Genomic DNA, 22,108 nt, shown 5'->3' on the forward strand with positions numbered 1-22,108 from the left:
AAAGCCGTTTAAAAGCCTGATTTTTCATTCAGACGCCAAAGGCAACACGAGGGGAATCATGGCGCTGGACTGGGACAAGCTACGCGTGTTTCACGCTGCGGCGGAGGCTGGGTCGTTTACCCATGCCGCCGAAACGCTGCATCTGTCGCAGTCGGCGATCTCGCGGCAGGTCAGCGCACTGGAGCATGACGTCGGCGTGGCGCTGTTCCATCGCCACGCGCGTGGCCTCGTGTTGACCGAGCAGGGCGAGATGCTGTTCCGCACGGCACATGACGTGCTGATGAAGCTGGAGACGATCAAGTCGCGGCTGACCGAGACCAAGGATCGCCCGTCCGGCGTGCTGAGGGTCACGACAACGGTGGGGCTCGGGGCCGGCTGGCTGACCGAGCGCGTGCAGGAATTCATTGAGCTCTACCCCGAGATCAGCCTGCAGCTCATCCTCGCCAACGAGGAGCTCGACCTCACCATGCGCCAAGCCGATTGCGCCATCCGCCTGCGCCAGCCGCAGCAGCCGGATCTTATCCAGCGCCGGCTGTTCACGGTGCATTTCCACCTTTATGCGTCGCCTTCCTACGTGGCGAAGTTCGGCAAACCGGCCTCGATCGCCGAGCTCAGGAACCACCGGATCGTCACCTTCGGCGTGCCGGTGCCCTCGCATCTGTCGGAGCTGAACTGGCTGGAGACGGTGGGCGATTTCGAAGGCGGGCAAAGGGTGCCGACGCTGCAGATCAACGACATCCTGTCTATAAAGCGCGCGGTCCAGGGCGGCGCCGGCATCGCCATGCTGCCCGACTACGTCATCAACAAGGACTCGAACCTCGTCCAGTTGCTGCCCGAAACCGAGGTGCCGTCCTTCGACACCTATTTCGCCTATCCCGACGCGATGAAGAACCAGGCGAAGCTGCATGTGTTCCGCGATTTCATCATCGCCAAGGCGCGCAGTTGGTCCTACTAGCAGGACCTGCCGATGTTCGGGTGGTGCCGGCCTGACCTGGCCCACGACAGGGACTTAAGCGCGCCATGGCGTGGGGCAGCCAGCCGGAGACAGCGCGCCCGGGACGGAGACAAAGATCAAGGCGCTGCCGGCAATTGCCGAAAAAGTTCGCATCGGGCTCTCCTGCCGCAGAAATAAACGCGACCAGCCCAAGTTCGCATCATTGTGAATTTACCGTATTTCGGCACCGGAATCTGACCCGGTTTCCATATCAGCGATCGCTTTCAGTCCGGAACGGCTCTGGATTCGGCGATTTTTTCTGGTCCTATCGGTTCTCGCGACGGATTAGACCACAGCCTACCTCTTTTTGCATGCGTGTGTTGCAAAATAGATGCTTGTTTCTTGAGCATGATGAGCACATATATAGTTCATCTCCAGGGCGCGTTCTCCTCCCATTAGCGCCCTCGAGTGTTCCCCTCTGGAGGTTAGCCCTAATCGGCACTTCCAATCAAACTCAGCCGGATCTTTATTGATCCGGCTTTTTTGTTGCGCCGAAGTCACGCCGACACCAGAAATGCGTGCGCGCGGCCCGCGTAACAGTGACATGTAACATCGGGTAACATGTCGCAGACGCACTCTATCGATTAGGTAGATCATAGGACGCGGTTGGTCGGTCCGGGAGATGGGGGCATCACTCGGACAGGCCGGGCTCAGGCAGCTACCGCGTCCGATCCATTTCCTGATGCGGCGGACCTGCCGTTGCCTCCCAAGGAAGACAGTCCGCAATAAGAACGGCGCCCGGACGATCCGGGCGCCGTTTTCGCGTCTTCAACAAGATCCGATCAGGCGGCCTTGCCGTTGGCGTTCATCGCCTCGTCGGCGAGGCGCCCGGTCAGCTCGGCCATATGGTCGAAGACGGCCTTGTAGCTGGCGACGCCTGCCGTCGCCGAGCGCAGCTCGATGATCAGGTCGCCGATCTCGGCCTGGGGCATGGTCGCTTCGACCACGTCCCAGCCCGGCCAGCCGGGCCGCGCGTCATAGCCAAGGATCTGGCCGCGCCGCTGCGGGATCAAAGCGATAATCCTCGAAGTCGCATCTGAAGGCGTGACGATCTCGACCTTCATGATCGGTTCCAGCAGAACCGGCGAACAGGCCGCCATGCCTTCCTTCATCGCCAGCTTGGCCGCCATCTGGAAGGCCATGTCGGACGAGTCGACCGCATGATAGGAGCCATCCGAAAGGTTGACGGCGACATCGACCACCGGGAAGCCGAGCGGACCGGATTTCAGATAGTCGCGGATGCCGGTCTCCACCGACTGGATGTAGGTTTTTGGCACGACGCCGCCGGTGATGGTGTCGGTGAACTGGAAACCCGTGCCGCGCGGCAGCGGTTTGATCTCGATCACCACGTCGCCGAACTGGCCGTGGCCGCCCGACTGTTTCTTGTGGCGGCCGCGCTGCTGTGCGGATTTGCGGATCGTCTCGCGATAGGGAACCGCCGGCGAGTGGCCATCGATCGGGATCTGGTTCTTGCCCTCCAGCCGCTCGCGCACGACGCGCAGGTGCATTTCGCCATGGCCCGACAATACGGTCTCCGCGGAGTCCTGGTTGTGGTGCAGGCTGAGCGAGGGGTCTTCCTCGGCTAGCCTCTGGATCGCTGCCGACATCTTGACCTCGTCCTTGCGCTCCTTGGGGCGCAAAGCGAATGCGAACACCGGTTGCGGGGGCTCCAGCACGATCAGCGGCTTGATGCCGCCCTTGGCCGAACTCAGCGTTTGGCCGGTCCTGACATTGTCGAGCTTGCCGAGCGCGACGGTATCGCCAGCCTTGGCCGACGGCAGCTTCAACTGGTCTTTGCCAAGCATCTTGTAGATGCCGGAGACCTTCGTCGTGTCGCCGCTGGAGAGGAAGAGTTCGGCCGCGTCGGCCACCTGGCCGGAAAGCACACGCGAAATAGACAGTTTGCCGCCATGCGCGGTGTGGATGGTCTTCATCACCTGCACGACCGTCTGGCTGCCATCAGGCGCGCCAAGGCGCTTGCGCGTCGCCTCGACGTCAGGCGCGTCGTGGCGGATAGCCTTCAACAGGCGCAGCACACCGTTGCCCTTCTCGGCGGTACCGATCAGCACCGGCGTCACCGAGCCGGCGCGCAGGTCAGCGGCAAGGTCATCGAAGATCGCGTCCTTCGGCGGCTCGATCTCCTCCAGCAACTGCTCCATCAGCTGGTCGTCATGGTCGGCCAGCGTCTCCAGCATCGAGAACCGTGCCTCGAGCTCGCGCGCCTTGTCGTCGTCCGGAATCTCGGCGACCTGGCTTTCGGCATATTCGCGGTAGACATAGGCGCGCTCCAAGGCCAGATCGATCGAGCCGATGACGACACCATCCTTGCGCAACGGAATCTGGCGCAGCAGCAGCGGCGCCGAACTGGCCGGCTGCAGCATCTTTAGCGTCTCGCGCACGCCGGCGACCGCCTTGTCCACCTTGTTGAGGAACAGGATGCGCGGCACGCCGAGATCGTCGAGCTTGCGCATGATGAGCTGAAGCGCGGGTATCTTCTTTTCGTCCGCTTCGGCCACGACCACGGCGACATCGCAGGCGGCAAGCACCGGCTCCGCCTCGAAGGCGAACTCGATGGAACCGGGGCAATCGACGAAGGTGAACTGCTCGCCCATGAATTCCGTCGTGGCAAAGGTCGCCTCGACGCTCATGGCGTGGGCGCGGGCTTCTGGCGAATGATCGGAAACCGTGTTGCCCGATGAGACGGGATTCTGGCGGGGAATGGCGCCCGTGCGGGCGAGGATAGCTTCAAGAAGTGTCGTCTTACCGCTTGCGAAGGGACCGACTATGGCGATGCATTTCGGTCCCGTGCGTCGTCCTCCGGCGCGATTACCCATGGCTGACCTCCACTCAGGCGTTTCCCTGGGAGCGGCGGCCGGCCTGTTCAGCCGTCGCGGGCGGGGTTGTTGCTCACCACCTGCCAAGGCCATCGTCACACGGGTTAGCGGAGAGGGCAAGGAAAATAGGAAATGCGCCGGCTTTGGTTTTGTGCTCGGTTTCGAACAGCCCGGTGGCTCAAGCGCTCAAAGGCGATTGCGTCGGTCGCCATATAGCAAGAAAATGACCTCCCGCTGCGGCGGACGGTCCCTAACGATTTGAGAGTTTCTACGATGAAGATCATTGCGTGCGGCAGCGTGCCGACGATCATCGCGCCTGAAAAGTATTTCACCGGCAAGGTGCTGCAGACGCCGATCATCGAGAAGGAGGCGCCGGCGCGGCTGAGGGCAACCCTGGTCAGTTTCGAATCGGGCGCCCGCACGCATTGGCACACGCACCCGCTCGGCCAGACGCTCTACGTTACGGCCGGCGCCGGGCTTGCGCAAACGTGGGGCGGGCCGATCGAGGTGATCAGGGCCGGCGACGTCATCTCCTTCGCGCCGGGCGAAAAGCACTGGCACGGCGCCGGATCGAAGACCATGATGACGCATGTCGCCATGCAGGAAGCGCTGGACGGCGTCCATGCCGAGTGGCTCGAGGCGGTCTCCGACGAACAGTATGGCGGCTGATTGCCGTCCAACAAAAACCCGGCGCGAGGCCGGGTTTTTGTGGATGGCGGCGTTGCCGATCAGGTCAGCGACGCAGTGAAGCGCTGGATGCGGGTGCAGGCTTCCTCCAGCAGCGCCTCCGATGTTGCGTAGGAGATGCGGAAGTTCGGGCCGAGGCCGAAGGCCGATCCGAACACAACGGCAACGCCTTCGGCGTCGAGCAGCTCCGAGCAGAAGGCTTCGTCATTGTCGATGACCTTGCCGGCCTTCGTCTTCTTGCCGATCAGCTCAGCGCAGGACGGATAGACGTAGAAGGCGCCTTCCGGCGATGGGCACGAGATGCCGCGCGCCTGGTTGAGCATCGACACGACGAGGTCGCGCCGGCCCTGGAAGATCGCCTTGTTCTTGGCGATGAAGTCCTGCGGGCCGTTGAGCGCCTCGACGGACGCCCATTGCGCGATGGTGCAGGCGCCGGAAGTCTGCTGGCCCTGGATCATGTCCATTGCCTTGATCAGCGGCACCGGGCCGGCGGCGTAGCCGATACGCCAGCCGGTCATGGCATAGGCCTTCGACACGCCGTTCATGGTCAGCGTGCGCTCGTAGAGGCTCGGTTCGACCTCGGCGATGGTCTTGAAGACGAAGTCGCCATAGGTCAGGTGCTCATACATGTCGTCGGTCAGCGTCCAGACATGCGGGTGCTTGAGCAGCACGTCGGCCAGGGCCCTGAGTTCACGCTCGGTGTAAGCGGCGCCCGATGGGTTGGACGGCGAGTTCATCAGCAGCCATTTCGTCTTCGGCGTGATCGCCCTTTCCAGCACCTCAGCCGTCAGCTTGAAGCCGGTGTCGATCGAGGTGTCGGCAAAGACGGACGTGCCGCCGCAGATCGCCACCATTTCCGGGTAGCTCACCCAATAGGGGCGCGGGATGATGACCTCGTCGCCGGGGTTCAGCGTCGCCATGAAGGCGTTGAACAGGATCTGCTTGCCGCCGGTGCCGACGATGGTCTGCTCCGGTCGGTAGTCGAGATTGTTCTCGCGCTTGAATTTTTTGGCGATCGCCTCGCGCAGCGGCGCGATGCCGGAGACCGGCGGGTACTTGGTCTCGCCACGGCGGATCGCCTCGATTGCCGCGTTCTTGATGTTATCGGGCGTGTCGAAGTCCGGCTCGCCGGCGCCGAGGCCGATGACGTCACGGCCGGCATTTTTCAGCTCACGCGCTTTCTGCGTCACCGCGATGGTCGCGGAAGGCTTCACGCGGGAAAGGGCGTCGGCAAGAAAGGCCATGACAGAGCGTCTCCAAGAGAAGGGCGCGGCCAGGAGCGGCCGCGGCGCCTCTCATGTCGCATCATCGGGCCAAGCGCAAGCATTGTCGGATGATCCAGAGGTCAAGGTGGCGTGAGCGGCAACTATAAATTCATCAACGAGCGGTAAACCCTTGGCTGGCAGGATGGCAGATCGAATTGCGCTTACTCTGCGGAGCGAGGGACCTTTGTCGCGCAGCATCGGGCTTGCCCATATCATCCGTCATGATGACGGCACCTCAAGCGGTGTCTGGGGAATCTACACGCTGCAGAGCGCCTTCCAGCCAATCTTCGCCTTCGATGGAGGCAAGCTTTCGCTCGTCGCCTTCGAGGGGCTTATCCGCCCGTTCCGCGACGGTGAGCCGCAATCGCCGATGAGCTTCTTCGGCACTTGCCCCGCAGGCGACCGGCTGCACATCGAGGCGCTGACCAGGACGCTGCATCTGCTCAACGCCGGCGGCTGTCTGCCGCAAGAGGCGTCGATCTTCGTCAACTTCGATCCGTCGGTGTTCACCGACCGCGCCATCGTCGACAAGGCGCTGCGCGACATGCGGCTGGTGCTGCACGAGGCCGGTATCGACCCGCGCCGTATCGTGTGCGAGGTCACCGAGCAGAAATCGGCTTCGCAGGAAACGCTCTACAGCTTCGTCGAGGCGCTGCGCGCCAACGGGTTCCGCATCGCCGTCGACGATTACGGCGCCGACGAATCCGACATCAACCGCATCAAGGAATTGCGGCCGGACATCGTCAAATTCGACGCCAACTGGATCACGCAGCTGATGGAGTCCGGGGCCGGATTCGCGCTGCTGACGACGATGGTGACGAGCTTCGAAAATCAGGGCATCCGCACGGTTTTCGAAGGCATCGAGGAAGGCTGGCAGCTCGAGCTCGCCGAGAAATCCGGGGCGTCGATGGTGCAAGGCTATGTGCTTGCCCGGCCGGAGCTGGCCTCGACCAGTCTTCGCGTCTTCGGCAAGAGCGTGCAGGCGCCCGCGGCCGGGGAGGGCAAAACGATCGCGGCCGCCAGTCCCGCTCCGGTGGCGTCAGCTCGCCCGACCAAGGCGTTTGGGCGCAAGGTGACGCCATGATCGGGCGGCCCGACAGGCAGCGCCCCGAAAGGCGGCGAAGTGTCGCCGAAGCGATCTTCGAAGACGAGATCGGCCTTCAATTCGGCGTCTATGGCGAGTTCCGGCTGTGGAGCGCCTACCAGCCGATCTTCGCGCCGCGTGGCAGATCGCTGCAACCCGTCGCCGTCGAGGCGCTGATCGAGCCGCGGCGCGTCGCGACGCCCGTTGCGCCGCAAGTTTTCTTCGACAGCGTCGTGGCAAAGGACCGGCTGTTCGTCGAGACGATGTGCCGGATGCTGCATCTCGGCAACTACCGCAACATCGGCGTCGATGGCCTTACCCTGTTCTTCAGCTACAATCCGATGATCAACGATCATTTCGGGCGGGCGCTCGCCGAGATCCGGCTGATGGCCAGGCATCTCGGCGATTTCGGCCTCGAACCGGCCATGCTGGTCTGCGAGATCACCGAGCAGGCAGCCGACGAGCATGTGCTCGCCGGTCTCGTGCGCGAGATGAGGCGCGACGGTGTCCGCATCGCCATCGATGACTTCGGCACCGGACATTCGACCGAAGCGCGCATCGGCCTGCTGTCGCCCGACATCGTCAAGATCGACGGCGGCTGGTTTGCCGAGTTCTGCCGCCATGCCGCCGCCGAGCGGTTCTTCCGGCCGCTGGTTTCGACGCTGCACGACCGCGGCGCCAAGGTGCTGGTCGAGGGCATCGAGCATGCCACGCATCTGCGCGTCGCGCTCGATGGCGGCGTCGACCTCCTGCAAGGATATCACCTCGCCCGCCCGGCGATCGCCGGCACCATCTTCAACGAAGAGCCGCTGGCGATCGATGCGCTGCTCGGTATGGACAACAAGGTAGTGCCTCTGCATCAGCGCCGCTGATGCTTTCACTCAAAAACAAATCACTGGATGAACCCCGCACAGGCGAGTTAGAGGCCTCCGATCGTTCGTCGCGCGCGGAGAGGGCCATGATCCTTTATGACATGATCGACAGCGGCAATTGCTACAAGCCGCGTCTGTTGATGGCAAAGCTCGGCATTCCCTTCACCCGCATCGAAGTGAGCTCGCACACCGGCGAGACGCGCAAGGCCGACTATGTCGCCAAGAACCCCAACGCGATGGTGCCGCTGCTCGAGCTCGACGACGGCCGACGCATCGCTGAATCCAACGCCATTCTGCTCTATCTCGCCGAAGGCACGCGCTTCCTGCCGGCCGACAGATATGAGCGGGCGCTGGCCTATCAGTGGCTGTTCTTCGAGCAGTACAGCCACGAGCCCTATATCGCGGTACGCAAGGCGCTGCTCACATTTCCCGAGAGGGCTAAGGATGCGACGCCGGAACGGTTGGCGCTGACCTTGGAGCGCGGCAACAAGGCGCTCGGCGTGATGAACAAACATCTGGAGCAGAACGCCTTTTTCGCCGGCGGCATCTACAGCGTCGCCGACATTGCGCTCTATGCCTACACTCACACCGCCGAGATGGGCGGTTTCCAGCTCGACGCCTATCCGGCCGTGGTGGAGTGGCTGAAGCGGGTCGAGACGGACAAGAGGCACGTGCCGATCGAGTGGGTTGGGCCAATCTAGTTCTTCCCCACGCCGTTTCCAAATCTAAGCAACAAAAAAGGCGGGACAATGCCCGCCTTCCTATGCCGGTAGCCTGATCGGGAGCGTTGGGCCGGGCCGGCAGCTATCTGCTGTTCCAGCTTGTCGGGTCCTTTCGCTCCGGCGCGCTTATCGCACGACCGTCAGTACATCCGTGACTTGCCGCCCGCTCCAGGCTCTCGCCCGGTGCGCGTCGCTAACTAGGCGCATTGTGCAATGCCAGGCGATCACGCCCGGCTGCAAAATGCCAGCGCCAAATCAGGCTGCCTTGCTCAGAGACCCAGCAGCGGACTTGCCGGTGCGGCGGTCCTGCTCGATCTCGAAGCTGATCTTCTGGCCTTCAACGAGGGTGGTCATGCCAGCGCGCTCGACGGCGGAGATGTGGACGAAAACGTCCGCGCCGCCATTGTCGGGCTGGATGAAGCCATAGCCCTTGGTGGCGTTGAACCACTTAACCGTACCAGTTGCCATGTAGAGTCCTTCACATTTGCTTCGTTTGACCGGACCAAAGCCCGGCCGGTGGTATCGAAATTTTGGAGATAGACGTCAGCAAACGCGAAGATCGCGGCCCGATCGATCGGCCAAATTCAATGCGCCGGATATAGTATGGTTCGCGAACGAAAACAAGATGGCGTTACCGGCATGTGCCGCGATAGCGTCCAACGGAGCCCACTGCGCTTGGAAGGTTTGCAGCCGGGGATGCGTTGTGGAGGGAAGATACGCTTGCTGTTGCGGGAGAAGATCATGAGGAAAATTCTGCTTGCCGCCTGCCTGATGTTGGTGGCCGCCGAGGCGCAGGCCGTCTCGCGCTACGACCCGACGCGCATGAGCTGCGACCGCGTGCGGGCGACGATCGCCAGGCAGGGCGCGGTCATCCTGCGCTATCAGTCGACGCGCGTGCCGGGTCTGCCGCTTTATGACCGCTATGTGCGGGACGAGCGCTTCTGCAACATGGGCGAGGTGAGAGCGCGGGCCTATGTGCCGAGCGCCGATACTAAATCCTGCCCCGTCTATATCTGCAAACGGCCGGACTTCGACCGGCATTTCCGACGGCGGATCTTCCCACGCCATTAGAGTCCTTTCGGCAAGCTGTGTCAGAACGCGAATGATGCCTGAGCGGCCGGCGGCGGACCGACCCGCACGCCTTCCATGGCCAGCATCTTCTCCTTGGTGGCGGAGCCGCCAGTAGCCGAGAAGCCGCCGATCTTGCCCCCCGCGGCAAGGATGCGGTGGCAGGGAATGACCAGCGGCACCGGATTGGCGCCGAGGGCTGCACCGGTTTCGCGGGCAAGCCCGGCATGGCCGGCCCGCTTGGCCAGTTCGCCATAGGTGGTGGTCTCGCCGAAGCCGAGCTTGCGCGCAGCGTCATAGATGGCGAGGCGGAAATCGTCGACGCCGTCGAGATCGACCGGCACGCCGGAGAAATCGACATCCTCCCCGGCCGCATAGGCCTTGATCGAGGCGATCAGTTCGACCACCCATTGCGGCTGTTCGGTGGAGGTAGAGACGCCGGCATGGCGAAACAGGCGGCGCTCGACCGCTTCGCGGCTACGCTCGGGCAGGCAGAGCCGGATCAGGCCCTTTTCGCTCCAGGCGACGCCCATGAAGCCGATCACTGTTTCTAACACTGCGTGGCCGGCCGTGATTGGCAATGCCTTTTCCATGGTGCGCTCCTTTCCGCAAACTGCGAAAAACGGGTACATCTCCAGTACAGATGGGGAACAATATCGCAGTTTGCTTCGAGTCTCGCCACCCGAAAGCTGCACACTGGCCCTGATTGCCCGGTTGGAATCGCTGGTGTAAGGACTCTTCAACAACCGACAATCGGACCTGCAGGGCTTGGCAGCGAAAATCATCCTCACCGCGATCGGCGTGCTCGTTGCCGCTGCCGGCCTCAGCGGCTGTACCTCGACCTCACAGATGAAACCCTCGCCGGCGCTTGCGGCGGCATCGACGCCGGCCGCCGAGGACGACACACCGACCATCGCGCTGCCCGAAACCGTTGCTGTGCTGCCGGAGCCTTCCGGCCTCGCTCAGGTGCAAACGGCGGCGCTGACCGGCGATGCCGTGGCCCTGGCGACGGCACCTGGGGCGACGGCGCCTGGCGCGACGACGGCTGGCGCGCCGTTGCCGCCGCCCGCGCAACCCGGCGCCGCCCTTCCGCCGCCGGCGCAACCTGCCGCGTTCGCCGGCTCGACACCCGTCGCCGGGCAGTTTCCGCCGCCGCCGGTGCTGCTGGCCGGCGCATCGCCGACCGGCCCCGGTGCGCTCAAGCAGGCCGCCGCCTACAAGAGCGCCGCTGTTGCCATGCCGGTCACCGGCCAATCGGCGAAGGTGGCTCCCATGCCGGGCGTGCAGCAGGTCGCCTATGTGGTGCCGCAGAACCCGGCGCTGCTTGCCCAACCGGGCCAGCCCGAACAGCATGCCACAGGTCCGCGCGCCGAGATCGAGCGGCTGATCGAGAAATATTCGGCGATCTACGAAGTGCCGGTCGATCTGGTGCGCCATGTCGTCAACCGCGAGAGCACCTTCAATCCGAAGGCCTATAATCACGGGCATTGGGGGCTGATGCAGATCAAGCACGCGACCGCACGCGGCATGGGCTATGACGGGCCGGCAGCCGGCCTGTTCGACGCCGAGACCAATCTCAAATACGCTGTCAAATACCTGCGCGGCGCCTGGCTGGTCTCGGGCGGCAATGCCAAGCGGGCCGACCAGCTCTATCAGACGGGCTATTATTACGACGCCAAGCGCAAGGGCCTGCTCGATCAAACGGGTCTCGGCGTCGACCGGCGCCGCCTGCAGCCGGGCGCCTGAGCGCCGGCAACGAGGCGCGTCCCATCGGTCTTTGGGGCAGTTGCATGCGTGACACTGACAGCCGCCGGCCGCCGGCCCCCAACGATGTCCGCCTTCGCAAGCTTCTCGACGATGCGCTGACCGCGCCGCATTGGCCGGAAGGCTTCGTTATGCGCCCGTTCGAGCACAGGGATGCGCAGGCCCTGCACGCACTGCTGGAAGAGGCATTCGACGACGGCGCCGCAGGTCCGTTCGACGAATGGTGGCAGCGCATCTCTGGCGATACCGAGTTCGATCCGGACCTCTGTTTCCTGGTCATCGACGGCAAGGGGCTGCTGGCGGGCGCCGCGCTTTGCTGGGCGTCGGGCTTCGTCAAGGATCTCGCCGTTCATCCGGACTCGCGAAGGCACGGCATCGGCGAGGCGCTGATGCGGCACGTGTTCCTGACTTTCCGCGACAAAGGTGCCGCCCATGTCGACCTCAAGACCAACACGGTGAAGAACCCCGCAGCCTTCAGGCTTTACGAGCGGCTGGGCATGGTTCCGGTGGCCTGGGAAGGCTAGGCGCTTCGCAGCATTTGCCTTCAGCGACACAACCGAATGCAGGGCGCATTGTGAACCGCTTCACACAAGCTGACGTTAGGACATGCTAATGCGTCGTGGTGCAGGGCGGCCGATCGGCGGATCGACGCTGGCAAGGCGTCGGAGAGGCTGTGCCGGCATGCGTCAGCCACTCCAAGGCGGGCTCCGGGGCGGCGGGTTTCGGAGCCCGCCCGCTTTGGGCCTGCGGCCAATCGCGAGATCTCCCTAAACTGAGTGACTGGGGTCAGTCCGCTCCCGGACCCGTCCCCGATGGCCATGTCGGGAACCCCGAAGCGTCGCTCCGCATTCAATGCGGGCGGAGGGTCATCATCAGCCGACGCGGCAAGGTCCGCGTGGACGGTTCCGAGGCGAGGCCCACCAGCATGAAATTTTACCGCGCATTCCTTGCACTTGCCGTCGGCGTGATGCTCGCGGTGGCGCCGGCTCGCGGGGTCGAGCTGTCGATCGTGTCGGGCGACACGGGCAACGGCATCAAGGTCTTGCGCGAGATGCTCGACCGCTACCAGAAGCAGAGCGGCAACAAGGTCGACGTCGTGGTGATCCCGCCGTCGGGCACCGACCAGTTCGGTCAGTTCAGATTGTGGCTCGCGGCGGGAAACAGCGACATCGACGTCTACCAGACCGACGTGATCTGGGCGCCGCAGCTTGCCAGCCAACTCGTCGATCTCACCGCGGCGACCAGGGATATCGTGGCCGAGCACTTCCCGTCGATCATCCAGTCGCAGACCGTGAACGGAAAGCTGGTGGCGCTGCCGATCTTCACCGACGCGCCGGCACTCTATTACCGCAAGGATCTGCTCGACAAATATGGCGCCAAGGTGCCGACCACCTGGCAGGAACTGGCCGACACCGCCAAGCTCGTCATGGACAAGGAGCGCACCGCCGGCAACAAGGACCTGTGGGGTTTCGTCTTCCAGGGCAACGCCTATGAGGGGCTGACCTGCGATGCGCTCGAATGGGTGATGTCGAATGGCGGCGGCCAGATCATCGAGCCCAACGGCACGGTCTCCATCAACAATCGACAAGCCGCGGCCGCGCTCGACATGGTCAAGGGCTGGATCGGCACCATCGCGCCGCCGGGCGTGCTCGCTTACCAGGAGGAGGAATCGCGCGGCGTCTGGCAGACCGGCAATGCCGTCTTCATGCGCAACTGGCCCTATGCCTATGCGCTCGGCAACAGCGAGACCTCACCGATCAAGGGCAAGTTCGATGTGGCGCCGCTGCCGGCAGGAACCGGCGAAGACGCCCGGCCGACTGCAACGCTCGGCGGCTGGAACCTCGCGGTTTCCAAACATTCCAAGCACCAGGACGCGGCGATCGATCTGGTGAAGTTCATCGCCTCGCCCGAGATGCAGAAGTATCGGACGCTGAGGACGTCCAACCTGCCCACCATCAAGGCGCTCTATGACGATCCCGATATCGCCAGGGAACAGCCGATCGTCCCGCGATGGAAGCAGATATTCCTCAACGCGGCGCCGCGCCCTTCGGCGGTCGCCAAAATCAAGTACAACGAAGCCTCGAGCCAGTTCTGGACGGCCGTCCACAACACCATGTCGGGCGACGGCAGCGCCGCCGACAATCTGGCCGATCTCGAAGCCAGGCTGACCAGGCTGAAGGGCAAGGGCTGGTGAGGGCGATGCCTGTGAGCCGCTCGCGCCTGATGCGGCAACGCGTGCGCTCGGCCTGGCTGTTTCTGGCGCCGATGCTTCTGGTCCTTGCCGCCGTCGCCGGCTGGCCGCTCCTGCGCACCTTCTACTACAGCTTCACCGACGCCTCATTGGCCGATCTCGACGCCCGCCAATGGGTCGGCTTCGACAATTATTTCTCGATGCTCAGCATGCCGAGCGGCCGCGTGCTCTATGACGGGCTACTCGCCGATCCGGTCTGGTGGCGCGCCGTGTGGAACACGCTGCTCTTCGCCGTGGTGTCGGTGAACTGCGAAACGGTCCTCGGCATGATCGTGGCGCTCGTTCTCAACGCCGACTTCAGAGGCCGCGGCTTCGTCAGGGCGGCGATCCTCATTCCATGGGCGATCCCGACCATCGTCTCGGCCAAGATGTGGCAGTGGATGCTCAACGACCAGTTCGGCATCATCAATGCGGTGCTGCTCAACCTTGGCCTGATCGACGCCAAAATCGCCTGGACCGCGAGCACCGACACGGCGATGATCGCGGTGCTGATCGTCGACATTTGGAAGACGACACCGTTCATGGCGCTGCTTTTCCTCGCCGCGCTGCAGATGCTGCCGCGCGATGTTATCGAGGTCGCCAGGCTCGACGGCGCCAATCCGTGGCAGATCTTCTGGAAGGTGACCTTGCCGCTCATCCGCCCGGCGGTCATGGTTGCGGTGATCTTCCGCGCGCTCGACGCGCTGCGCATCTTCGACCTGATCTACGTGCTGACGCCGAACAACGTGCACACCAAATCGATGTCGGTATTCGTGCGCGAGAACCTGTTCGAGTTCGACAAGTTCGCCTATGGCTCGGCCGCCTCGACGCTGCTTTTCCTGATCGTCGCCATGCTCACCATTTCCTACATCCGCCTCGGCCGGATAGATCTGGAAGGAGGCCGCTGAGATGGCGATGTTGAAGCGCCTGGGCTTCTTCCTGCTGGTGGGGGCAATCGTCTTCGTCGCGGTGTTTCCGCTCTATTACGCCATCGTCACCAGCCTGAAATCCGGCACCGAGTTGTTCGAGGCGAGCCTCTGGCCGCAGGCGTTAAGCCTCGCCAACTACAGGAACGTGCTGGTCGAAGGTCCCTTCCTGCGCAATCTCCTGAATTCGCTGGTCGTCTCGGGCGCGGTCGTGCTCATCTCGCTGCTGCTCGGCGTCACCTCCGCCTATGCCCTTGCACGCGTCCAGTTTCGCGGCCGTTCGGCGCTGATGCTTGCCATATTGTCGGTGTCGATGTTTCCGCAGGTCGCGGTGCTGGCCGGTCTGTTCGAGATCATCGGCGCCTTTGGCCTCTACAATTCGCTCGTCGCACTGATCTTCTCCTACATGATCTTCACGCTGCCGTTCACCGTCTGGGTGCTCACCGCCTTCGTGCGCGACCTGCCGGTCGAGATCGAGGAAGCGGCGATCCTCGACGGCGCGACGCCGTGGATCATCGTCACTCGCGTCTTTCTGCCGCTGATGTGGCCCGCATTGGCGACGACAGGGCTGCTCGCCTTCATCGGCGCATGGAACGAGTTCCTGTTTGCGCTGACCTTCACCTCCAACAACGCGCAGCGCACGGTGCCGGTGGCGATCGCGCTGCTTTCCGGCAACTCGCAGTTCGAGATCCCCTGGGGCAACATCATGGCCGCTTCGGTGATCGTCACGGTGCCGCTGGTGGTGCTGGTGCTGATCTTCCAACGCAAGATCGTTTCCGGCCTAACCGCCGGCGGCGTGAAGGGATAGGCCGTGCTGATGTTCAGGTGATGCCGGGCTGCGAATGGCGGTGTCCTGCGCTTCGGTGTTCACGTACTTCAAGCACGCTCCGCTCCTCGGAACCACCATCCTCGGCTCGGCCTGACCCTGAATCTAAACACAGCCTTCTTCACGGCCCTCAACGCAACCGGCAGCGCCATTTCGCGTTGGAAGTGCAAGGGGCTGATCGGAGATTCCAGATGAAAACGCTTCTGACCGCGGCCGCCATGGCGCTCCTTGCCGGCGCGCAGGCCACTCTTGCTCAGTCGAGCGACAGCAACGATGTCGCGCCAATGGCGGCAGACAATAAGGTCGACACGCAGACTTTCGTCACCACCGTACCCAATGCCAATGAGTTCGAAATCCAGGCGAGCAGGCTGGCCGAGGAGAAGTCGCAGTCGGACGAACTCAAGGCTTTTGCCAACGAGATGGTCAGGGACCACACCAAGGCAGGGGAGGATTTCAAGGCGGCGATGAGCCAGGGCCAGACGACGGCTTCTATCAAGCCTGCCGGCCCCGCCCTGGGGCCTAAGGAACAGCAGATGCTAGGCGAGCTCAAACAGGCGAGCGGCACAGAGTTCGACCGGAAGTATATCAAGATGCTGATGGATGCGCACAGGGACGCGGTCGCGCTGTTCAGCACCTATGCCAATTCCGGCGACGACCCGGCGCTGAAGGAATTCGCCAAGAAGACTCTGCCGGTGCTGAAAATGCACGAGAAGCATGTGAAGGAACTGGCGGTGGCGTATCACGAGTGAGGGTGGTTTCTGCCCCCGCAGCGGATCCTCAGCTCGCCTTGATCTGCTCGACCGCCGTTGCCAGCAACTCGTCCATGGCCTGGCGAATCTGGGCATCCGACTGGACGACGCCTGCTGCGTCGAAGTCGGCACGGACCTTGCGGAACACGTCATTGTCGCCCGCTTCCTCGAAATCCGCGCGCACTACCTCTTTCGCATAGGCGTCGGCATCCACGCCGGATTTGCCGAGCTTTTCGGCGGCCCACAGGCCGAGCAGCTTGTTCCGGCGCGCCACGGCCTTGAACTTCGTCTCCTCGTCCATTGCGAATTTCTTTTCGAAGCCTTCCTGACGGTCCCTCATGCTGCTCATGGTTTGCCTCGCTCAGACGTGAGTTCGACCGCCTTCGATGCATGAGAAGAGCGGCCAGGAGAAGCGAAAATGGGGAGCATGAAGGCCTGTAGCAAGGCCTGATCGTGCTGTGGACGCCGCGGACCCGAAATTCGTGCCGTGCCGGGCCGAAGCTCCGATGTGATTTGACCTGGCCGTGCCGTAGCCTACTTTCGACCGCTGGCAGGAGGAGTGGAGGAGACGGGCGATGCAGTTACCGTTGAACCCCATGCAGGGCGTCGTGCTGGCGGCGGCGTTGATGTTTGGCACTGCCGCCTATGCCCATCACGGCTGGTCGTGGACGCAGGACGAGTTCTTCGAGCTCAAGGGCAAGATCGCGGCGATCTATATCGGCAATCCGCATGCGACGCTGGACGTCGATGCGCAGGGCGAGGTGTGGCGGGTGGAGATGGCGCCGCCGGCCCGCACCATCGCCGCCGGCTTCACCGAGGAGGTCGCCAAGCTCGGCGACGCGGTGACCGCGATCGGCCATCGCTCGCGCGAGGAGGCGGAAAAGCGCATGAAGGCGGTGCGCATCATCGTCGGCGGCAAGCGCTACGACGTCTATCCCGACCGCCTGCCGCCGGCCTAGATGGCGGAGTTTCTGGCCGGCATCGAGCAGCTTGCCTTGGCGCGGGGGCTGAAAGCCTCCTTCGTCGCCTATCCGATCGTCAACGCGCTGCACATCATGGCGGTCGGCGCGCTGCTCACCAGCGTCGGCCTCATGGATTTCAGCGTCCTTGGCGCCTTCCGCTCGCTGCCCCACGCGCCGTTCGTCGCGCTGCTGCGCCGCGTAGCCCTTGGGGCGTTTGGCGGCGCGATCATCACCGGGGCGCTGCTGTTTTCGGTAAAGGCGAGCACCTATGCGGCGATGCCGATCTTCGTTGTCAAGATAACACTGATCCTGCTGGCGGGGGCCAATTTCCTCGCCTTCACGCGCTTGACCCGCACGAGCGGGGTGGCCGAGTCGGCCGGGGGCATCGCGGCCGTCCTGGCCGTGATTTCGCTCGGCCTGTGGACCTGCGTGCTTTTCGCCGGGCGGTTCATAGGGTTTTTGTGAAGCAGTTCCACGAAGAGCCGGCTGCTGCTCAGATGTCCGGCGCGTTGCCGACTTTCTTCTTCATCTCCAGCGCCCAGGCGCGGCCTTCGTCGCCGCCCCACAGCAGCCAGGCGATGTAGCCGGCAGAGGGATTTTCCTCGTTGCCGTAGTTCTTGCCGCGCTTGTCGACCTCGTGGCGGGCGAAATAGCTGACAATGCGGCGGATGGTCGAGGGTGAAAGGTTCTTACGGTTCTTCAGCTCCGTCGCCCTCGCGATGCCGATCTCGGTGCCGCCGCGGCCGAACTCCTTGCGCAGGCGCAGCCCCTTGGCGGCGTTGTCGGCGACGATCTCAGGGCAGCGCAGGTCGATTTCGTCTTCGGACATGTCATCCATCGCAGATTTTTAGCCTACGGGCAGAATGCGGGGAACCGAGGGTTCCGGAGTTGCTAATCGGTGCCGGTACCAAAATGCGCTGAGATGAACGGGCACGAAGTCGCGCTCGACGGCGCGCCCCCCTCTGTCCTGCCGGACATCTCCCCCACTTGGGGGGAGATTGGCAGCTTCGCCGCCTCGCCGATCCTGCACCGTTGGCGATTGGCGAAAAGCCGCGATGACGGGTGATCTCCCCACTTGTGGGGGAGATGTCCGGCAGGACAGAGGGGGGCGCCGTAGAGCGCAATGGTGGCGGCATCGCTCCAATATCTTGGAGAATTCCCGCAAGCTGGCTCTGTGGATGCGCTCGCCGCGAACTAAACTGCGCCTCTGTGAAAGCAATTACCTAAACATTATCCCTTTAAATTGGTGATGTTCCTTACCCTGCCAAAGTTGCCCTCACCCAAAATACTCCTGCAGCGGCCGAACCTCGAGGTTTCCCGCGCGCAGCGCCGCGATCGCCTCGGCCACGGCCGCAGCGCCCGACAGCGTCGTGTAGTAAGGCACCTTCTGCATCAGTGTCGCCCGCCGCAGCGACTTCGAGTCCGACACGGCCTTCTGGCCATCGGTGGTGTTGAAGACGATCTGGACCTGGCGATTGCGGATGGCGTCTTCGATGTGGGGGCGGCCTTCGAGCACCTTGTTGATCTTTTCCGCCGTCACGCCGTTTTCGGCGAGGAAGCGGGCGGTGCCGGAGGTGGCTAAAACCTTGAAGCCCTGCTCGGCGAGGCGTCTTACGGCCGGCAGGATGCCCTTCTTGTCTTCGTCGCGCACCGAGACGAAGAGCGTGCCCGCGCGGGGGAGATCAACACCCGCCCCTAGCTGGCTCTTGGCGAAGGCCAGCGCAAAGTCGCGGTCGAGGCCCATGACCTCGCCGGTCGAGCGCATTTCCGGCCCGAGCAATATGTCGACGCCGGGGAAGCGGGCGAAGGGGAAGACGGCTTCCTTGACCGCGATATGGCCGGGATTTCGCGCGTCAGGCATGGCGCCGTAATGCGCGAAGGCGTTTTCCAGCGTCTCGCCGGCCATGATGCGGGCGGCGATTTTCGCAATGGGACGGCCGATGGTCTTGGCGACGAAGGGCACGGTGCGCGAGGCGCGGGGGTTGACCTCAAGCACATAGACCGTGCCGTCCTTGATGGCATATTGCACGTTCATCAGGCCGCCGACATTGAGCGCCCGGGCAAGTGCGGCGGTCTGGCGTTCCAGCTCGTCGACGAGGTCCGGCTGCAGCGAATATACCGGCAACGAGCAGGCGCTATCGCCCGAATGGATGCCTGCCTCCTCGATGTGCTCCAGGATGCCGGAGACGAAGGTTTCCTTGCCGTCGCAGAGGCAGTCGACATCGACCTCGGTGGCGCCGGTCAGATAAGTGTCGAACAAAAGCGGGTTCTTGCCGAGCAGCGTGTTGATCTGGCCGGTCTTGTCGGCCGGGTATTTCTGCTTGATGTCCTCCGGCACCAGGCCGGGCACGGTGTCGAGCAGATAGGTCTGCAGCATGCCTTCGTTGTAGATGATCTGCATGGCGCGGCCGCCGAGCACATAGGACGGGCGCACCACCAGCGGAAAGCCGAGCTCGGCAGCGACGAGGCGCGCCTGCTCGACCGAATAGGCAATGCCGTTCTTCGGCTGGGTGAGCCCGAGCTTGTGCAGCAGCTTCTGGAAGCGGTCGCGGTCTTCGGCAAGATCGATCATGTCGGGCGAAGTGCCGAGGATCGGGATGCCGGCCTTCTCCAGCGCGTCGGCCAATTTCAGCGGTGTCTGGCCGCCGAATTGGACGATGACGCCGACCAGTTCCCCGGAGGCCTGCTCGGCGCGCAGGATCTCCAGCACGTCCTCCGGCGTCAGCGGATCGAAATAGAGCCGGTCGGACGTGTCGTAGTCGGTCGACACGGTCTCCGGGTTGCAGTTGACCATGATCGCCTCGAAGCCGGCGTCGCGGAGCGCAAAGGCGGCATGGCAGCAGCAATAGTCGAACTCGATGCCCTGGCCGATGCGGTTCGGGCCGCCGCCGAGGATGACGACCTTCTTGCGCGACGACACACGCGCCTCGTTGGCGAGCTCGCCGGCGAAGGGCGTCTCATAGGTCGAGTACATATAGGCGGTCGGCGAGGCGAACTCGGCGGCGCAGGTGTCGATGCGTTTATAGACCGGATGAACGCCGAGCTTTTGCCTGGTCTTCTGAATGACTTCGGCGTCGGTTCTGGTCAGCGACGCGAGGCGTGCGTCGGAAAAGCCCATCGCCTTCAGCATGCGCAGGTTCGGCGCGTCCTGCGGCAGGCCGTGCTCGCGGATGCGCTCTTCCATGGCGATGATGCCGGCGATCTGCTCGAGGAACCACGGGTCGATCTTGCACATGGCGTGCACGTCTTCGAGCGAGGTGCCCATGCGGATCGCCTGCGCCACCATGCGCAGCCGGTCGGGGGTCGGCGTGCCGAGCGCGGCGCGGATGGCATTGCGGTCGTCGACGTGGTCTGCCGAGCCAAGGCCGGGGATCTCGATCTCGTCGAGGCCGGTGAGGCCGGTTTCCAGTCCGCGCAGGGCCTTCTGCAGCGATTCCTGGAAGCTGCGACCGATGGCCATCACCTCACCCACCGACTTCATGGCGGTGGTCAGCACCGGCTCGGCGCCCGGGAATTTCTCGAAGGCAAAGCGCGGGATCTTGGTCACCACATAGTCGATCGACGGCTCGAACGAGGCCGGCGTCGCGCCGCCGGTGATGTCGTTCTCCAGCTCGTCCAGCGTATAGCCGACGGCAAGCTTTGCCGCGACCTTGGCAATCGGGAAGCCGGTCGCCTTCGAGGCGAGCGCGGACGAGCGCGAGACGCGCGGGTTCATCTCGATCACCACCAGGCGGCCATCGGCCGGGTTGACGGCGAACTGCACATTGGAGCCGCCCGTCTCGACGCCGATCTCGCGCAGCACCGCGATCGAGGCGTTGCGCATCATCTGATACTCTTTGTCGGTCAAGGTCAGCGCCGGCGCGACGGTGATGCTGTCGCCGGTGTGCACGCCCATCGGGTCGAGGTTCTCGATCGAGCAGATGATGATGCAGTTGTCCGCCTTGTCGCGGACCACTTCCATCTCGTACTCCTTCCAGCCGAGCACGCTTTCCTCGATCAGCACCTCGGTGGTCGGCGAGGCGTCGAGGCCGGACTGGACGATGTCGTAGAATTCGGCGCGGTTGTAGGCGATGCCGCCGCCGGTGCCGCCCATGGTGAAGGAGGGGCGGATGATCGCCGGCAGGCCGACATGGTCGAGCGCTTGCGCCGCGATCGCCATGGCGTGGCTGATATAGCGCTGCTTGCGGTCGCCTTCGCCGAGGTTCCAGCGCGTCTCCAGCGCGTCGAGCGCGGCATCGAGGTTTTCGGGGTTCTCGGCTTTGAGCGCGGCGCGCTCGGCCTCGTGGATCTTGCGGTCGGCGTCCTTGACCTCGGTGGCATTGGCCAGCATCGAGCGCGGCGTCTCCAGGCCGATCTTGCTCATCGCCTGGCGGAACAGCGCGCGGTCCTCGGCCTTGTCGATGGCATGCGCATCCGCGCCGATCATCTCGACATTGTAGCGGTCGAGCACACCCATGCGGCGCAGCGACAGCGCGGTGTTGAGCGCGGTCTGGCCGCCCATGGTGGGCAGCAGCGCGTCGGGGCGCTCCTTGGCGATGATCTTCGCCACCACTTCGGGCGTGATCGGTTCGATATAGGTGGCGTCTGCCAGCTCCGGATCGGTCATGATCGTGGCCGGGTTGGAGTTGACCAGGATGACGCGGAAACCCTCTTCCTTCAGCGCCTTGCAGGCCTGGGTCCCGGAATAGTCGAACTCGCATGCCTGGCCGATGACGATGGGGCCGGCCCCGATGATCAGGATCGACTTGATGTCGGTGCGTCTTGGCATGGTCTATGGATTCCGTTCGGCGAGCGGCTTGCACGAAAAACCGGGCGGGGAGGACCCGGCCGGTTGTGCTTGCGATTCTGGTATCAGGCTAGGAGGGCCTTATAGGGAAGAGTTTTGGCGGATGTAACCCCGAAAATGAGGGTTTGCGGGTTGGCGTGACGGAACAAACCAGGCGTCTCATTCCTTCGCGCCCCCCTCTGCCCTGCCGGGCATCTCCCCCCTCGAGGGGCAGGGCTATCGCATATGAGTAAAGAGTTCATAGAAGAAGTCTTTGCTCCAATTGGCCCTGCGCATCTTGCTGGCGATTGGTTTGTCGAGCGGATGGGCAGCCAAGATGTTTTGGGCGAGCCTGCGGAT

At 63.6% G+C, this 22,108-nt stretch carries 21 protein-coding genes; 14 read left to right on the plus strand and 7 right to left on the minus strand.

Annotation, left to right across the window (positions count from 1 at the left end; genetic code table 11):
* Window positions 1-58: 58 nt before the first annotated feature.
* Window positions 59-955 carry a LysR family transcriptional regulator gene (locus CK221_RS08120; protein WP_095777339.1) on the plus strand — a complete coding sequence of 299 codons (897 nt, stop codon included), beginning with the start codon at window positions 59-61 and terminating at the stop codon, window positions 953-955.
* A gap of 821 nt (window positions 956-1,776) precedes the next feature.
* Here the strand turns inward: CK221_RS08120 and CK221_RS08125 are convergent.
* Window positions 1,777-3,828, minus strand: coding sequence for an elongation factor G (locus CK221_RS08125; protein WP_095777340.1), 2,052 nt, complete (start codon window positions 3,826-3,828; stop codon window positions 1,777-1,779).
* Between the two features lie 273 nt (window positions 3,829-4,101).
* Between CK221_RS08125 and CK221_RS08130 the strand changes: the two genes are divergently transcribed.
* Complete coding sequence (locus tag CK221_RS08130) at window positions 4,102-4,497, plus strand: cupin domain-containing protein (RefSeq protein WP_095777341.1); 396 nt, start codon at window positions 4,102-4,104, stop codon at window positions 4,495-4,497.
* Window positions 4,498-4,556: 59 nt separating this feature from the next.
* On the opposite strand, the gene CK221_RS08135 is transcribed toward CK221_RS08130, so the two are convergent.
* Window positions 4,557-5,759, minus strand: a complete 1,203-nt coding sequence (locus tag CK221_RS08135; RefSeq protein ID WP_095777342.1) for a pyridoxal phosphate-dependent aminotransferase — start codon at window positions 5,757-5,759, stop codon at window positions 4,557-4,559.
* A gap of 205 nt (window positions 5,760-5,964) precedes the next feature.
* Between CK221_RS08135 and CK221_RS08140 the strand changes: the two genes are divergently transcribed.
* The 3 genes from CK221_RS08140 to CK221_RS08150 all read left to right on the plus strand — a co-directional run bounded on the left by CK221_RS08140 (window position 5,965) and on the right by CK221_RS08150 (window position 8,437).
* The gene (locus tag CK221_RS08140) at window positions 5,965-6,864 is read left to right on the plus strand and encodes an EAL domain-containing protein (RefSeq protein WP_066994525.1); all 900 of its coding nucleotides are present in this window, start codon (window positions 5,965-5,967) and stop codon (window positions 6,862-6,864) included.
* The gene (locus tag CK221_RS08145; RefSeq protein WP_095777343.1) at window positions 6,861-7,736 is read left to right on the plus strand and encodes an EAL domain-containing protein; all 876 of its coding nucleotides are present in this window, start codon (window positions 6,861-6,863) and stop codon (window positions 7,734-7,736) included. The genes CK221_RS08140 and CK221_RS08145 overlap by 4 nt, the downstream gene beginning before the upstream one ends.
* 86 nt (window positions 7,737-7,822) lie before the next feature.
* A complete protein-coding gene (locus tag CK221_RS08150) occupies window positions 7,823-8,437 on the plus strand; it encodes a glutathione S-transferase family protein (RefSeq protein WP_095777344.1) in 615 nt (204 codons plus the stop codon).
* A gap of 276 nt (window positions 8,438-8,713) precedes the next feature.
* On the opposite strand, the gene CK221_RS08155 is transcribed toward CK221_RS08150, so the two are convergent.
* Window positions 8,714-8,926, minus strand: a complete 213-nt coding sequence (locus tag CK221_RS08155; protein ID WP_066994534.1) for a cold-shock protein — start codon at window positions 8,924-8,926, stop codon at window positions 8,714-8,716.
* A 273-nt stretch (window positions 8,927-9,199) separates the two neighbouring features.
* Here CK221_RS08155 and CK221_RS08160 point away from each other — a divergent pair, with 273 nt between their 5' ends.
* Complete coding sequence (locus CK221_RS08160) at window positions 9,200-9,529, plus strand: hypothetical protein (RefSeq protein WP_095777375.1); 330 nt, start codon at window positions 9,200-9,202, stop codon at window positions 9,527-9,529.
* A gap of 20 nt (window positions 9,530-9,549) precedes the next feature.
* On the opposite strand, the gene CK221_RS08165 is transcribed toward CK221_RS08160, so the two are convergent.
* Entirely contained in the window at window positions 9,550-10,119 is a 570-nt protein-coding gene (locus CK221_RS08165) for a methylated-DNA--[protein]-cysteine S-methyltransferase (protein ID WP_095777376.1), read from the minus strand.
* A gap of 175 nt (window positions 10,120-10,294) precedes the next feature.
* Between CK221_RS08165 and CK221_RS08170 the strand changes: the two genes are divergently transcribed.
* The 6 genes from CK221_RS08170 to CK221_RS08195 all read left to right on the plus strand — a co-directional run bounded on the left by CK221_RS08170 (window position 10,295) and on the right by CK221_RS08195 (window position 16,021).
* Window positions 10,295-11,272 carry a lytic transglycosylase domain-containing protein gene (locus CK221_RS08170; protein ID WP_095777345.1) on the plus strand — a complete coding sequence of 326 codons (978 nt, stop codon included), beginning with the start codon at window positions 10,295-10,297 and terminating at the stop codon, window positions 11,270-11,272.
* A 44-nt stretch (window positions 11,273-11,316) separates the two neighbouring features.
* Window positions 11,317-11,814: an N-acetyltransferase gene (locus CK221_RS08175; protein WP_095777346.1), complete on the plus strand. Its 498-nt coding sequence runs from the start codon at window positions 11,317-11,319 to the stop codon at window positions 11,812-11,814.
* A 401-nt stretch (window positions 11,815-12,215) separates the two neighbouring features.
* Entirely contained in the window at window positions 12,216-13,484 is a 1,269-nt protein-coding gene (locus CK221_RS08180; RefSeq protein WP_095777347.1) for an ABC transporter substrate-binding protein, read from the plus strand.
* A 5-nt stretch (window positions 13,485-13,489) separates the two neighbouring features.
* A complete protein-coding gene (locus tag CK221_RS08185; RefSeq protein WP_095777377.1) occupies window positions 13,490-14,428 on the plus strand; it encodes a sugar ABC transporter permease in 939 nt (312 codons plus the stop codon).
* A 1-nt stretch (window position 14,429) separates the two neighbouring features.
* Window positions 14,430-15,254, plus strand: a complete 825-nt coding sequence (locus tag CK221_RS08190; protein ID WP_095777348.1) for a carbohydrate ABC transporter permease — start codon at window positions 14,430-14,432, stop codon at window positions 15,252-15,254.
* A 209-nt stretch (window positions 15,255-15,463) separates the two neighbouring features.
* Window positions 15,464-16,021 (plus strand): DUF4142 domain-containing protein, encoded by a 558-nt coding sequence (locus CK221_RS08195; RefSeq protein WP_095777349.1) that lies wholly within the window; start codon window positions 15,464-15,466, stop codon window positions 16,019-16,021.
* A gap of 28 nt (window positions 16,022-16,049) precedes the next feature.
* Here CK221_RS08195 and CK221_RS08200 read toward each other — a convergent pair whose 3' ends face one another.
* Entirely contained in the window at window positions 16,050-16,370 is a 321-nt protein-coding gene (locus tag CK221_RS08200; RefSeq protein WP_066994550.1) for a DUF1476 domain-containing protein, read from the minus strand.
* A 226-nt stretch (window positions 16,371-16,596) separates the two neighbouring features.
* Here CK221_RS08200 and CK221_RS08205 point away from each other — a divergent pair, with 226 nt between their 5' ends.
* Together CK221_RS08205 and CK221_RS08210 are read left to right on the plus strand one after the other, a co-directional pair.
* Window positions 16,597-16,980 carry a DUF6152 family protein gene (locus CK221_RS08205; protein ID WP_066994553.1) on the plus strand — a complete coding sequence of 128 codons (384 nt, stop codon included), beginning with the start codon at window positions 16,597-16,599 and terminating at the stop codon, window positions 16,978-16,980.
* A complete protein-coding gene (locus CK221_RS08210) occupies window positions 16,981-17,448 on the plus strand; it encodes a hypothetical protein (protein ID WP_095777350.1) in 468 nt (155 codons plus the stop codon).
* 28 nt (window positions 17,449-17,476) lie between these two features.
* Here the strand turns inward: CK221_RS08210 and CK221_RS08215 are convergent, their stop codons facing one another.
* Both CK221_RS08215 and carB read right to left on the minus strand, forming a co-directional pair.
* Complete coding sequence (locus CK221_RS08215) at window positions 17,477-17,812, minus strand: hypothetical protein (protein WP_095777378.1); 336 nt, start codon at window positions 17,810-17,812, stop codon at window positions 17,477-17,479.
* 447 nt (window positions 17,813-18,259) lie between these two features.
* Window positions 18,260-21,751, minus strand: coding sequence for a carbamoyl-phosphate synthase large subunit (gene carB, locus CK221_RS08225; protein ID WP_095777351.1), 3,492 nt, complete (start codon window positions 21,749-21,751; stop codon window positions 18,260-18,262).
* Window positions 21,752-22,108: the final 357 nt, after the last annotated feature.

Origin of the sequence: Mesorhizobium sp. WSM3868 (assembly GCF_002294785.1) — a bacterium.
GTDB lineage: Bacteria > Pseudomonadota > Alphaproteobacteria > Rhizobiales > Rhizobiaceae > Mesorhizobium.